Source organism: Pseudomonas sp. H2_A10 (assembly GCF_054680085.1).
On sequence record NZ_CP162821.1, the window covers coordinates 4727553 to 4741993 of the forward strand.

Here is a 14441-nt window from a genome sequence, read left to right on the forward strand (position 1 = left end):
CTCCTCAGATGAAGATGCCACGGGTCAGGCCGCCGTCGATGCCGATGGATTCGCCGGTCACCGCGCCTGCCTTGGGGGATGCGAGGAAGCCGATCAGCCAGCCCATTTCGATCGGCGCCAGGGTGCGGCGAATCGGCGTGGCATCGATATAGCCCTGTTCGACCTGCTCCGGGGTCTTGCCCTGCTTGATCCCTTCGCGCTCGTACAGCTCACGGATGTGCGGGGTGTCCACGACGCCGGGGTGGATCAGGTTGACCGTAATGCCGCTGGCGCCCAACTGGTCGGACAGGGTCTTGGTCATGTGCGCGATGGCCAGGTTGCGCATGCCCGACAGCACTTTGCTGCTGCGCCCGGTGAGGCCACCGATATTGATGATGCGCCCGAAGCCGGCGGCCTTCATGTGTGGGGTCACGGCCTTGGCGCAACGGAAATAGCCGATCACCTTGGTATTGAGGTCCGACAGCAGTTCGTCGTCGCCGGCATGTTCGATGTCATTGCGCACCACGCCGGATGGCGCCGCCGCACCGTTGACCAGAATGTCGATGCGCCCGAAGTGCTTGTGCGCCGCTTCGACCATGTCCGACACGGCCTTCATGTCATTGGTGTCGCAGAACAGCGGCAGCACTTCATTGCCGGTCTGTGCGCTGATCTCTTCGGCGGCCTGGGTCAGGAACGCCATGCGCCGTGCGCAGATCACCACCTTGCAGCCTTCCTCGGACAGAAAACGTGCGACTTCCTTGCCGATGCCCATCCCACCGCCGGTGACGATGGCCACGCGGCCTTTCAATTCCAGATCCATAGCAACTACCTCGTAGTGATGATTCAGTTCAGGCCAGATCGACGAATACGCTTTTGGTCTCGGTATAAGCGTCGATCACGTTCTTGCCCATTTCCCGGCCCCAGCCGGATTGCTTGTAGCCACCGAACGGCGAAGCCGCATCGACGACGTTCCAACAGTTGACCCACACCGAACCGGCCTTGAGCTGCGCCGCCAGGCGGTGCGCCGAGCGCAGGTCGCGGGTCCACAGGCCGGCGGCCAGGCCGTACGGCGAATCGTTGGCGCGCAGTACCAGTTCGTCGACTTCGGTCCAGCTCATCACGGTGAGCACCGGGCCGAAGATTTCTTCGCGGGCCACGCAGGCGCGCTCGGCACGGTCGAGAAAGACGCTGGGCTCAATGAAATGACCGCGCTCCAGGTGCGCCGGACGCTCGCCGCCGCAGATCAGTTCGGCGCCCTCTTCCCGACCACGCTGCAGGTAGCCCTTGACCGTCTCCAGTTGGCGCCCCGATACCAGCGGGCCCATGCTGCTCGCCGGGTCCAGGCCGTTGCCGAGCACATGCGCGGCGGCATGGCGTTGCAGCTCTTCAAGCACCTGGTCGAGCACGCTGGCGTGTACATACAGACGCGAAGCGGCGGTGCACACCTGGCCCTGGTTGTAGAAAATGCCATCGGCGGCGCCCTTGGCGGCACGCACGATGTCGGCGTCGGGCAAGATGATGTTGGGCGACTTGCCCCCCAGCTCCAGCGAGACCTTTTTCATGTTGCGCGTGGCCGCCTGGGCGATCAGCCGGCCGACCTGGGTGGAGCCGGTGAAGGCGATCTTGTCCACATCCGCATGCTGCGCCAACGGCGCGCCGGTTTCGGCGCCCAGGCCGGTGATCAGGTTGACCACGCCCGCCGGAAACCCCGCGGCCTCGATCAACTGCACCAGCCGGATCGCCACCAGCGGCGTCTGCTCCGCCGGCTTGAGCACCGCCACGCAGCCGGTCGCCAGCGCCGGGCCGAGCTTCCACACGCACATGTTCAGCGGGAAATTCCACGGCACGATCAAGGCACATACGCCCACCGGCTCGCGCAGGGTGTAGTTGAGCATCGGCGCGCCGCTGGCCGGCGAAACCGGCAAGGTGCCGCCTTCGATCTTGGTCGGCCAGCCGGCGAAGTAACGAATGATGGTGGCGGCGCTGGCCGCTTCACCGCGAGCGGTGGCGATGGTCTTGCCGTTCTCCAGGGTGATCAGTTGGGCCAGCTCCTCGCGGTGCTGGTCGATAAGGTCCGCCAGGCGAAACAGCAACAGACCGCGCTGGGCCGGCGACTGCATGGCCCAGGTGCCGGTAAAGGCGGCGCGGGCGGCCGCGACGGCGGCATCCACGTCGCGCTCGTCGCTCTGCGCAACCTCCGTCAGGGTCTCCTGGGTAGCCGGGTTTTCCACGGCAAATCGACGACCGCCGGCGGCGTCCTGCCAGGTTCCGCCGATGAACAGGCGACCGGGTTGCGCCAGGAACGCGCGCACTTGGGGTAACACATCAAGCTGCTTCATCATCGACTCCTTCACAGTGCCATTTCGATCAGGCAAGGCCCCGCATCGGCGGCGGCGTTGGCCAGTGCGCGTTGCAGTTCGGCGTTGGTGTGTACGGTGCAGGACGGCACGCCGTAGCCTTTGGCCAGGGCTTTCCAATCGATGCGCGGACGGTCGAGCACGGTCAGCTTGAGGGCCTGGGGGTCGAGTTCGGTCATGCCGAAACGGCGCAATTCGTTTTGCAGGATCGCGTAGCGGTGGTTGGCGGCGATCAGGATCACCACCGGCAATTGCTCGCGGGCGATGCTCCACAGGGTTTGGATGGTGTACTGCGCGCTGCCGTCCGATTGCAGGCAGAACACCCGATTGCCACGCTCGGCCAGCGCGGCGCCGAAGCCCACCGGAATGCCCTGGCCGATTGCGCCGCCGGTGTTGGTCATGACCCGATGCCGTTTGGCGCGCGCCGAGGCGGTAAAAAACGGATAGCCGCAGGTGCCGCCCTCCACCGAGACAATGCAGTCGTCCGGCAGCGCGGCGGCCAAAAGCTGGCCGACCGACTGCGCGCTCAACGCCGCTTCGCCCGGCGGCAGCTGGATGTCCTGCGGCGTGGGCACATAGGCCGGGGCATCCAGCGCATCGGCCAGCGCGGTCAGCGCCCCGGCCACGTCGTCGCCGACCTCGGCCAGCGACAACAGGCGCTCACGCTCGGCCAGCCGCGACGGGATACCTTCATAACCGAAGTAACTGATGGGCTCGGGTACACCGGCACACACCACTTTGTCGTATTGCTCAAGGATTTCGATGGCCACTTCCGGGAAATACGGCAGGCGATCCAGGTCGGGCAAACCGCCGCCGCGGTAGCTCAGGCGCGGGAACGTTTCGGCGAACAGCCGCACGCCGGGCAGTTGCGCCAGGCGCCCCGCCGCTTCCAGCCCGGCCACCGACAAGCCATGGTCACCGACGATGAACACCAGGCGCTGGCCATCGCGCACCGCCTGGGCCACGGCTTCAATGCGGTCGCCGGCAAAGCGCCGCACCGGCGCCCGCAGTGGGCTGAACCGGCCGGTGTGGGTCACGGCGTTGGCTTGCAGGTCCATCGGCAAAATCAAGCTGGCAATCTGGCCCTTGGCTTGCCAAGCGGCACGCATGGCTTCTTGCAGGTCTTCGCCGACTCCCGAGGCGGTGCGCGAGGTGCGCACCCAACTGGACACGCTGCCGGCCAGGGCCTGGATATCGCTGGCCAGGGGCGGATCGTAATTGACGTGCCACGAGGCGTGATCACCGATCACATTGACGATGGGCGTGTTGGCGCGCCGTGCGTTGTGCAGGTTGGCGATGCCATTGGCAAAGCCCGGGCCCAAGTGCGTGAGGGTCATCGCCGGTTTGCCGGCGATACGGCCATAGCCGTCCGCGGCGCCGGTGCACACCCCTTCGAACAACGACAACACCGGTTTAAGGGCCGGCGCGCTGGCCATGGCCGCCACCAGTGGAATCTCGGTGGTTCCCGGGTTGGCGAAGCAGTACTCGATACCGCTTGCCGCCGCCGCATTCACTATCAGTTGCGCGCCATTCATGCTCTGCCCTCTCGCTTGAGCGTTTTATGTGGTGAGATTTATCACATACAAAAACACACCAAACAAGCATTTTTTATTAGTTTGTCTCTTATTTTGAGATTTATGAATATTTAATGCCTATCTAAATTGCATTTATCGCGAGCTGATGTAATGTGGCGCAACCCCGCAGGCCGTCTGTGGACGCGGGCTTGGATCTGCGCTGTTTTCGCCTATAGTGCTTAGCCGCGTGCCACCCCCCTTTCTAGGAACGAAATGAGCAGCCTGAGCAAATTGCTGAGTGTCCTGGACCTGTTCGGTCCAGCGACGTTGAGGATCGACCCGGACACCATCGCCGAACGCATGGGCCTGTCGCGCGCCACGGCGTATCGCTACGTCAAGGATCTGTGCGACGCCGGCCTGCTGACCCGTGTGGATGCCGGCAGCTATGGCCTGGGGCCGCGTGTGATCGAACTGGACTGGATGATGCGCCAGTACGACCCCATCCTGCTGGCGGGGCGCGAGCTGATGCACGAGCTGTCGGCGCAGACCGGCCTGGCGGTGTTCGCCAGCGTTTTTTATGACGGGCGCATCATCAATACCTACATCGCCGAACCCACCGATACCTACCACTTCTCCTTCGGGCGCGGGCACCCGTTGCCGTTTTTTCGCGGGGCGCAATCCAAGGTATTGATCGCCTTTCAGAAGGGCCGACGCCTGCAACGCCTGTTCGACGAACACATGGCCGGCGACCCGGACAGCCCCTACGACTGGGCAAGCTTCGCCAAGGCCACGAAAAAGATCCGCAAGGATGGCTATTGCCTGACCCACGACGAACTCAACCTGGGCCTGACCGGCATCGCCGCGCCGATCATCCAGCCGGATATCGACGAGGTGATCGGCAGCCTGTCCGCCGTCGGCAGCACCCAGAGCTTCAAGTTGCTGCGCCAGGAAACCGTGATCGAAATGGTGATGGACACCACGCGGCGCATCGCCGAGAACATGCGCAATCACCCCCGCACCGCCGCGCCCTGAAACGCGACGGTGATGGCGGGTCAGAACGGTACGGCGACGGTCAGTTGGCTGTACAGGTTGGTGCCTTTGCCGACGGCCTGGTTGCCGCCGCTGGTGGCGTCTTCCTTGGGTTTGTAGAGGCCGATCAGCGGCGTGATGATCAAGTGCGGGTTGACCGCCCACTCGGCATACAGGTCCAGCTCCTGCGCATTGAGGTTCAGCGCATTGCTTTTGCGCACCGTGTCGAAGTCGAAGTACAGCGCGCCCAGCGTCAGGTTTTCCAGCGGCATGGCCTTGAGGCTCACATGCTGGATGCGCGTGTTGCTGTTGAACGGCCCGGCATAGTTGCCGGCCACTTCACCCTGCAACCAGGTGCCGTAGCCGGTGCTCAGGCCGGTGAACAGCGAATCCCACTTTTGTGAATAACGGGCATAGCGATAGGTGACCTTCGGCGTCCAGGCGACATCGGCGAAGGTGTAGCCGGCTTCGCCGTACCAGGCTTTTTCGGGCCCGCTGTCCTTGTCCTGCCAGGCATATTCGAACGCCAGGTTCACGTTCGGCAGGCCGGCGTCGCCTTCACCGCGCACACTGTAGACGTTCATGCCCTTGCGCTGGCGCTGAAAATCGCTGGCCCAGCGCTCGTTCACATCGATGCCATGCACCCAGGTCAACCCCAGGGTGCCGGGCTTGGTGGTGTAATCCAGCGTGCCGGCGGCCACTTCGCTTTCAGCCTGGGCGCGGTTGTCGGATTTAAGCCACAGCAGGCTGCCGTGCAGGCCGTCTTTGCCGCCCAGGCGCAGGAACGCGGTTTGATCGAAGGCATGCCGCGCGGCCAGGTAATACGCACCGCCACGGTTCATCGCGCCATCGGCCGGGCCCTTGCCCAGGTTCGGGCCGTCATCGTTGATCAAAAAGCCACTGCCGAGCTTGACCACCTGGCGCCCACCGGAAATATCCACGCCGTCCTGGCCCAGGGCCGGAAACAGATCTCCGGAGCGCCACCCCAGGTAGGCGTCTTCGATCTTGGTGGTGCGTTCGCTGCCGAGGGTATTGCCGGCCGGGTCGCCATCGCCCCAGGTGGCGGAACTGACCAACGCAAAGGCGCCATAGGCAGTACCGTTACCGGCCAGGGACTGGTCGCCGCTCACGCCATACTTGATGAAGCCTTCGCGCCAGGTAGAACCGCCCGCCGTGCCGTCGTAGTTTTTGCGGCTGTTGAACATGCCGAATACGGCGGTCATGTCGGCGTTGAGATGACGGCTTTCATCGCTGTACAGCTCGTAGGCCTGGACCTGGCTGATGGCACCGAGCGACAAGGCGCAAGCCAATGTGCCGCCCAGCATTGAAGTGGATGGGTACCGCATGATCGAAGCTCCTCAGGGTGCGCCTTTAAAGGCTGTCTTAGCTATTGGCATGAGAGCGGCGCAGCTTTGCTGCGCCAGGTGGGCAAGGCTTACTCGGCCGCGCGCTTATTGACGAACAGCAGCTGTTGACCGGTGAATTCGAGCAACCCTTCCAGGCCGAACTCGACGCCGAAACCAGACATTTTGCTGCCGCCGAACGGGGTATTGGGCTGGATGCGCGCGTGGCAGTTGACCCACGCCACACCGCTTTCCAAACGGCTGGCCAGCGCCTGGGCCTGCGCCACATCCGGGCCCCATACCGAGCCGCCCAAGCCCATGTCGCCGGCGTTGGCGCGGCTCAGTACGTCTTCGACGTCGCGGTAGGCGATCAGCGGCAAGACCGGCCCGAACTGCTCTTCATCGACCAGGCGCTGGCCGTCGGTCACATCGGCGACCAGCGTGGGCGGGTAAAAGAAGCCTGGGTGATCCAGGCGCGCGCCGCCGCACAACACGCGCGCGCCTTGGGCCCGCGCATCGTCGACCAATGCCTCGACCAGCTTGAGTTGATCCAGGTTCTGCACCGGGCCGAAGTTGACGCCGGGCTCCAAGCCATCGCCCACCACTTGGCGCCCCGCGATCAGCGTCAATGCATCGGCAAATGCCTGGTACTGGGATTCGTGGATATACAAACGCTTGAGCGCCGCGCAGGTCTGGCCCATGTTGAGAAACGCCGCCTGGAATATCTCCTCGGCCACCTCAACCGGCGTGCCGGGCAGGACGATGGCGGCGTCGTTGCCGCCCAGTTCCAGGGTGAGGCGCTTGAGGTTACTGGCGGCGCCGCGCATGACGCTCTGGCCGGTGGCGGTAGAACCGGTGAAGACGATTTTCTGGATACCCGGGTGCGACGTTATCGCACTGCCGAACCCCTGCTCGCCAGTCACGCAGTTGATCACCCCCTTGGGCACATGCCGCGCAATGATGTCGACCAGGCGCAGGGTACTCAGCGGCGTCAGGCTCGACGGTTTGCTGATCACGCAGTTACCGGCCCTCAGCGCCGGCATGATGTGCCACACGGCGATCATGAACGGCCAGTTCCACGGTGTGATGGAGGCCACCACCCCCAGGGGCTTGCGGTGCAGCTCGACGCGCTGGGTCGGGGTTTCTTCCACCAGCTCGACGTCGATCTGTTGCCCGGCGGCGTAGCGGGTCCAGGCGGCGCCCCCCATGACTTCGGAAAATGCCAGCTCCAGCGGTTTACCTTGCTCAAGCACGATCAGCCGGGCCAATGCGTCGGCATTTTGCTCAATATCATCGGCAATCGCCATGAGGCGCTCGCAACGCAGCGCATGGGTACTCAGGCGCCAGGTTTTGAACGCGGCCTGGGCGGCGTCTACCGCCGCGTCCAGTTGCGCCAGCGAACCGGCCGGGCACTGCGCGAAGGCGGCGCCGGTGGCTGGATTGATCACATCAAACTGCCCGTTTTCACCGGCAACCTGAACCCCGTTGATAAGCATTGTGTAGTGCTGCATGTGGACGCTTCCTTTAACGCAGACGAGCTTTGGCGTGCGACGCAAAATAAGTCGCAGTGGATGTGTCGGAACGTGCTTTAGAGCTTGTGGCTACCCAGGGCCAGGAACCGCTGCGGCGAAACCTTGCGCAGGCGCGCGGCCAGGTAGATGCCGGCCAACAAGGCCGCCGGAATGACCGCACACAGGCTGTAGGACAACAGTTGGCTGGCACCGGTCAGCACATCGAAATGCACCACCGCCAACACCAGCACCATCAGCAAGGCCAGGCAGGAGAAAATCGGCAGGATGCGCCCACGCCAGATCCCGACTTTGAGCTCGGGATGCCGATGGAAGTACACGCACACCGCGACCGAGGTCATCGCCATCAGCAGGATCACGCACAGGGTGGCCAGGTTGGAGAACCAGGCGAACAGTTGCAGGATCGGGTCGGCGTCCATCGCCGCGAAAATCAGCACGACCACCGCGGCGATCAGGCTTTGCAACGCCGAGCCCATGTGTGGGCTCTGGTGCACACGGTGGGTGGTGCCCAGCAGGCTGTGCAGCAAGCCGTCACGCCCGATGGCGTAGAAGTAACGCGCCGCGGCGTTATGAAACGCGAGCAGCCCGGCGTAGATGCTGACCATGAACAGCACGCGGATAACCTGGGTCAGGTGCGGCCCGACAAAGTGGTCGGACATGCCGTAGATAAACGTGGTCGGGTCCTGCAGGGCTTGCAGCATCGGCACGATCTTGTCCGCGCCCACGCCCACCACCATCGCCCACACCGACAGCGCATAGAACCCGCCGATCAGCAGCACCGAGCTGTAGGTTGCGATTGGAATCGTGCGCTGCGGGTTTTTCGCTTCTTCACCATAAATGGTGGTGGCCTCAAAGCCGATGAAGGCAGCAAAGCAGAACAGCAGGCCGATTGACGGCGTGCCGCTGAACACGTGCTGGCTGCTGAAGGAATCAAGGTTGACCCCGCTGTCGCCACCGGTCTTCAGAATGGCGAAATCCAGGGTGAGGATCGCCAGGTATTCAGCGATCACCACCACCGACAACACCCGCGCCGACAGGTCGATCTTGCGATAGCCGAGAATCGCAATGCTGACCATCGCCAGCAGCGAATAGGACCACCAGGGCAACACCAGGCCGAAGACACTCTCCATGGTGCCGCTGACCACACCGCCGAACATGCCGTACAGGGCGATCTGCAAAATGTTGTAGGCGAACATCGCCAGCACCGCCGCCGAGCCGCCGGCCAGGCCGCCCAGGCCACGCGAGGTGAAGGCGTAGAAACCACCGGCGTTGGTGACGTGCCGCGCCATGGTGGTGTAACCCACCGAAAACGCCATCAGCACCGCCAGGGCCAGCAACAGCAACGCCGGGGTGCCGGCGCCGTTCCCCAGCATGATGCCGATCGGGAATCCGCCGGCAATCACACTGAGCGGACTCGCCGCCGAAATCACAAAAAAGATGATGAAGCCGACACCCAGGGCGCCACGCTTGAGCTCCGTAGAGCCATTGACCGGCATAGTTACACTCATGTTATTGACCTTATTGTATGAGGCAGTCGCTGTGGGGTGGCGCCGACTCAGGCTCTATCGGTGCCGGGTAGCGCTTTTATTCTTGAGGTTGCACGCTGGATTCGATCCTATGCCCGCCTACGGAACCCTCGCTATCCCAAATCGGTAACATCGCCGCCAGCGCCCCAAAACAGGTCACCCGCCGCGACACTCCACGCCGATTTGGGATAGTCGCGCGCAGCTGCTGGCCTGCATGCTAGGTTCAGGCCCCCTCTGCCCGGCTGTCGGCCAGTGGCACCAACCGCCAGTCGGCCCGTGGCAAACGCCTGTGCGCAAAACGCGGCGCCGGCCGATGCACTGACAAACCAATAAGAAATCGGTGGCCCAGGCCAACCGATGATCGTTCAACACGCTGTTCACCCGTGAGATAGCCCAATGTTCGACACCCTCTCCATTCGCTTGAAAATCGTGCTGCTCTCGGGCTTGTGCCTGCTGGGCGTGATCAGCCTGATCGTCGGCATGAACCTCTACCAGAGTAGCCAGAACAACCGGTTGATCAGCACCTCAAGCAGCCGGATGCTCACGGACAGTGGCGAGAACCTGCTGCAGGCCAAGGCCGCCGAGCAGGCCAGCAACCTGCAACGGGTGTTCGGCAGCAGCCTGCAGACCATCAGCGCCTTTGCCGACCAGGCGAGCCACCTGCGCGACATGGCCGCCCAGCGCGGGTTGGCCGCCACGACCTTGCGTGAAGAACTCAACCAGGCGCTCAAGACCACGTTCGACCACAACCCGCAGGTACTGGGGCTTTGGCTGGTCTACGAACCGAATGCGCTGGACGGCAGGGACGCCGAATTCGCCAACGACGCCGCACGTGCCTCCAACGAAAACGGACGCTTTGCCAGCGCCTGGAACCGGGGCGCCGGCCAACCGATGAATATCCTGATACCCGAAGCCGATTTGCAGAAAACCGAACTGAGCATCAGCGGCACGCCTTACAACAGTTGGTACACCTGCCCGCGAGACACCGGGCGTACCTGCCTGATGGCGCCCTACGCCGACACACAGGCCGGGCAGGTGCAACTGATGACCACCTTGTCCATGCCCTTGATCGTGGATGGCAAGGTGGTCGGCACGCTCGGCGTGGACCTTGCGCTCGGCGCCCTGCAAGCGGCCGCGAGCGATGCCCAGCGCGCACTGTTCAACGGTTCGGGGCGCATGCTGATTGTGTCCGACAGCGGGGTGCTTGCCGCCTACAGCAGCGACGCCAGCCAGATCGGCAAACCCATCAGCGCGCCGTTGGCGCAGGAAGGCCAGGCGGTGCTCAGCGCCCTGGCGCAAAAAAAGCCAGTCGTGCTGGCCCAGGATCAATCGATTCGCGCGGTCTACCCTGTCGCGCCGATCCCGGAGGCGGCGCCCTGGGGCGTGGTCATTGACCTGCCCAGGGAGGTCTTGCTGGCCGACTCGGTGAAACTGCAAGCCTTGCTTGACCAGACCCAGACCCGCGACACCCTGGAGTCGCTGCTGGTGGCCATCGGCGCCGGGCTGCTGGGCCTGCTGTTGATCGGGTTCACCGCCTCCGGCGTGACGCGCCCGATCAACAGCGTCGCGCAGATGCTCAAGGCGATTGCCAGCGGCGACGGCGACCTGACTCAACGGCTCAATTACCGCAAAAAGGACGAACTGGGCGAACTGGTGCAGTGGTTCAACCGCTTTCTCGACAAGCTGCAACCCACCATTGCGCAGATCAAGCAGAGCATCACCGATGCACGCGGCACCGCCGACCAGTCTTCGGAAATCGCACGACAGACCAGTGAAGGCATGCAGGTGCAGTTTCGCGAGATCGACCAGTTGGCAACCGCCTCCAACGAAATGAGCGCCACGGCGCATGAAGTCGCCAGCAGCGCGTCGAACGCCGCCCAGGCGGCCCGGGGTGCCGACCAGGCGTCCAAAGACGGCATTACCCTCATCGAACGCAGTACCCACGACATCAACGCCCTGGCCAATGAAGTCAGCAAGGCCGTGACCGAAGTCGAGGCGCTGGCGGTCAACAGCGAGCAGATCGGCTCGGTGCTGGAGGTGATCCGCAGCATTGCCGAACAAACCAACCTGCTGGCACTCAACGCCGCAATCGAGGCCGCACGCGCCGGAGAAAGCGGGCGCGGTTTTGCGGTGGTGGCCGATGAAGTGCGCAACCTGGCCAAGCGCACCCAGGATTCGGTGGAGGAAATCCGCCTGGTGATCGAACGCATCCAGACCGGCACGCGTGGCGTGGTGGCCACCATGCATTCAAGCCATGCACAGGCCCAGAGCAATGCCAGGCAGATTCACCAGGCCGTGCAAGCGCTTGGCAAAATCAGCGAGGCGGTGACGGTCATCAGCGATATGAACCTGCAGATCGCCAGCGCGGCGGAGGAACAAAGTGCGGTGGCCGAGGAGGTCAATCGCAATGTCTCGACTATTCGCGGGGTGACCGAAACGCTGACCGAACAGGCGGCCGAATCGGCGCAGGTCAGCAGCCAGCTCAATGCGCGGGCCAATCATCAAATGCAGTTGATGGACCAGTTCCGCGCCTAGGCGGCGGCCGGTATCGCTACAGCGGCGCCAGGCCATTGATGCGCCATGGCGGGCGGGTGTTCAGGCGCGCGCGCAGGCAGGGATGGCGGCACGCGCGGTTTGCGAGGGCAACTCGGCGAACAGGGCGTGGTACTCCTCGGCAAAATGGCTGAGGTGATAGAAGCCCCATTGGGCGGCGGCATCGCCGACCGAGAGACGGGACGCCGCGGTCGACATCAAGGCGCGGCGCACACCGTTGAGCCGCACCGAGCGCAGGTAGTTCAGCGGCGTCGTCTCGGCCACCGCGCGAAAGCTGTTCTGCACGGTGCGGCGACTCACCTGGAGGCGCTCGCACAGTTCGTTCACGCTGGGCACGTTGAGCATCTCGGCCGTGGTCAGCCGGTGGCATTTCTCGACAATGAAGCTGCGCGTGGAGCTCGGGCTGCGCTGCTGTTTGTCACAGGCCGGGTCGGTGAGCAGCTGCATCAGTTCATCGAGCAGGGCCTGCTCAAGCCTGGGCTCACACGCGCTGTCGGGCGCCTGGTCGGTCACCGCCAGGGACAGCATCGCCAGCAATCGCCCTCGGGCCTGGGCAAAGCGCTGCGCGCAGACCCGGATCACCGGCTGACGCAACAACCGACCGATCTCCCCGGTCGACGCCGTGTGCGTCAACGCCTGCTCGAACCATTCGCGCTCGAACGTGACGGACAACAGCTCCATGCCCATCGGCATATGGAACATGAACTCCTCGCCGCCGTGCAGGAAAAACAGGCTGCTGTCGTCCACCTCGCGGCCCTGCATGCGCGTCGAGCCCGGCACGCTGATCGGCACGGCGAAGCACATCTTGCCGCGCGGCGCCACGCCGTGCTGCACCACGCGTTGGTTGATCTGCTCGCGGAACACGTGGCAACGCGCCGTCGTCAGTTGCATCAAAGAACTTTCGGCCTGGCCGGCGGTTAACTGGCTGTAGTCCTGGCTCCATTCCTGGACAGTGGCGGCATGCACATGGATATCGCGAAAGTGGCTCACATGATGGTTTTGCATGATGGGTGAAAACCTCTGCCGATAGTGTTGTTTCCAGCCTGCCGTGTTTTGCGATAGTCCCACATAGGTCACGCATTGCAAATTCTTTGTATCTGCCGCCATGCATCGGCAACGGCGCAGCTCATGCGCGTCGATTTGCCGATTCGGGCTAACGGTCAAGGCCCTGTCATGAGAATGATCGGCTCACTGAAAACCGTCAGCCAGAGAGTTCGTCATGAGTGAGTCCAAATTAGAAGCCCTGCATTTTGCGGATGCGCCGCGAATGATTTCCACAACCCTGCCCGGCCCCATGACCCGCGAGGCGCTGGCATTGTCGGCACGCACCGAGTCGATGGCGCGCGGTGGCGGGCGCATGCCGATCGCCATGGACCGCGCGTTCGGCGCGACCTTCAAGGACCCCGACGGCAACACCTACATCGACCTGTCGGCGGGCGTGGGCGTCAGCAGCGTCGGGCGCTGCCACCCCAAGGTGGTGCAGGCCATCCGCGACCAATCCGAAGTGCTGATGCACGCCCTGGAAATCAACAGCACCCGCCGCACCGCACTGGCGGCCAAGCTTTCGGAGATCGCGCCCGAGGGCCTGCGCGGTGACTGCATCACGTTCTTCACACAAAGCGGCAGCGACGCGCTGGAGGCGGCGGTCAAGTTCGCCAAACGCATCACCGGGCGTCACCAGATCCTGGCCTTCCACGGCGGCTACCATGGTGTGTGGAATGCCTCCGGCGCGCTCACCACCGGCACGGCCTACCGCAAGGGCTACGGCCCGATGATGGGTGGCGTGATCCATGCGCCCTACCCCTACGCCTATCGCTTTCCCTTCGACACCTCGCACGCAAGCGCCGAGCAGATCGCCGGCGACTACGTGGATTACCTGCTCAACAGCCCCTACACCGCCGCCGATGATGTGGCCGCCGTGATCGTCGAACCGGTACAGGGCGAAGGCGGCTACGTGCCGCCCTCGCCGCAGTTCCTGCAACTGCTGCGCAAAGCCTGCGACCGCGCCGGCGCGCTGCTGATTGTCGATGAAGTGCAATCCGGCGCGGGGCGCACCGGCAAGATGTGGGCGGTGGAGCATTCCGGCGTGAAGCCCGACATGCTCACCTTCGGCAAGGGTATCGGCAGCGACCTGCCGATGGCCGGACTGATCATGCGCTCGGACCTGGCGGCCGCGATTCCCGACGGGTCGATGCCCAATACCTTCGCCGCCAACTCGTTGTCGGCAGCCGTGGCGCTGACCAACATCAGCATCCTGCAAGACCCGGAACTCGGCCTGCTGGAGCGCGCCCACACCCTGGGGCTGGAAGCGCAGGCACACATCCGCGCATTCAACAGCCCGCTGGTGGGTGAAGTGCGCGGTCGCGGCCTGATGATTGGTATCGAGCTGGTCGAAGACGCCGCCACCAAGACCCCGCTGGCGGGCGAAAAGATCGGCCGGCTCATGGGCTACCTGATGAATCACGGCGTGCTGATGATCCCGTGCGGCCGCTACGGCAACGTCATGCGTGTGATGCCCTCGCTGACGATCCCGCGCGCAATGTTCTTCAAGGCGCTGGACGTATTCGGCGACGCCCTGGCCTCCCTTGAGGCATGAGGTATATGCCCCCTG

General features: G+C 63.9%; 10 protein-coding genes. 3 read left to right on the plus strand and 7 right to left on the minus strand.

The features are described 5' to 3' along the window. Window positions 1–4: 4 nt before the first annotated feature. Genes AB4O23_RS21900 through AB4O23_RS21910 form a run of 3 tightly spaced genes read right to left on the minus strand, consistent with a single transcriptional unit; the run spans window position 5 to window position 3871 of the window. The gene (locus AB4O23_RS21900; RefSeq protein WP_017526977.1) at window positions 5–799 is read right to left on the minus strand and encodes an SDR family NAD(P)-dependent oxidoreductase; all 795 of its coding nucleotides are present in this window, start codon (window positions 797–799) and stop codon (window positions 5–7) included. Window positions 800–827: 28 nt separating this feature from the next. Beyond that, window positions 828–2318, minus strand: a complete 1491-nt coding sequence (locus AB4O23_RS21905) for an aldehyde dehydrogenase family protein (RefSeq protein ID WP_068936444.1) — start codon at window positions 2316–2318, stop codon at window positions 828–830. A gap of 11 nt (window positions 2319–2329) precedes the next feature. Beyond that, a complete protein-coding gene (locus tag AB4O23_RS21910; protein ID WP_017526975.1) occupies window positions 2330–3871 on the minus strand; it encodes an acetolactate synthase large subunit in 1542 nt (513 codons plus the stop codon). A gap of 252 nt (window positions 3872–4123) precedes the next feature. Between AB4O23_RS21910 and AB4O23_RS21915 the strand changes: the two genes are divergently transcribed. After that, window positions 4124–4882, plus strand: a complete 759-nt coding sequence (locus AB4O23_RS21915) for an IclR family transcriptional regulator (RefSeq protein ID WP_017526974.1) — start codon at window positions 4124–4126, stop codon at window positions 4880–4882. Window positions 4883–4902: 20 nt separating this feature from the next. On the opposite strand, the gene AB4O23_RS21920 is transcribed toward AB4O23_RS21915, so the two are convergent. The 3 genes from AB4O23_RS21920 to AB4O23_RS21930 all read right to left on the minus strand — a co-directional run bounded on the left by AB4O23_RS21920 (window position 4903) and on the right by AB4O23_RS21930 (window position 9259). Then, window positions 4903–6225, minus strand: a complete 1323-nt coding sequence (locus AB4O23_RS21920) for an alginate export family protein (RefSeq protein ID WP_068936446.1) — start codon at window positions 6223–6225, stop codon at window positions 4903–4905. Window positions 6226–6314: 89 nt separating this feature from the next. After that, window positions 6315–7733: an aldehyde dehydrogenase family protein gene (locus AB4O23_RS21925; protein ID WP_460060540.1), complete on the minus strand. Its 1419-nt coding sequence runs from the start codon at window positions 7731–7733 to the stop codon at window positions 6315–6317. A gap of 77 nt (window positions 7734–7810) precedes the next feature. Beyond that, a complete protein-coding gene (locus AB4O23_RS21930; RefSeq protein ID WP_460060542.1) occupies window positions 7811–9259 on the minus strand; it encodes an APC family permease in 1449 nt (482 codons plus the stop codon). 414 nt (window positions 9260–9673) lie between these two features. Here AB4O23_RS21930 and AB4O23_RS21935 point away from each other — a divergent pair, with 414 nt between their 5' ends. After that, a complete protein-coding gene (locus AB4O23_RS21935) occupies window positions 9674–11812 on the plus strand; it encodes a methyl-accepting chemotaxis protein (RefSeq protein WP_068936450.1) in 2139 nt (712 codons plus the stop codon). Window positions 11813–11872: 60 nt separating this feature from the next. Here AB4O23_RS21935 and AB4O23_RS21940 read toward each other — a convergent pair whose 3' ends face one another. Further along, the gene (locus AB4O23_RS21940; protein ID WP_460084473.1) at window positions 11873–12835 is read right to left on the minus strand and encodes a helix-turn-helix domain-containing protein; all 963 of its coding nucleotides are present in this window, start codon (window positions 12833–12835) and stop codon (window positions 11873–11875) included. Between the two features lie 214 nt (window positions 12836–13049). Here AB4O23_RS21940 and AB4O23_RS21945 point away from each other — a divergent pair, with 214 nt between their 5' ends. Next, window positions 13050–14426 (plus strand): aspartate aminotransferase family protein, encoded by a 1377-nt coding sequence (locus tag AB4O23_RS21945; protein WP_017526968.1) that lies wholly within the window; start codon window positions 13050–13052, stop codon window positions 14424–14426. The last annotated feature ends 15 nt before the right edge of the window (window positions 14427–14441 follow it).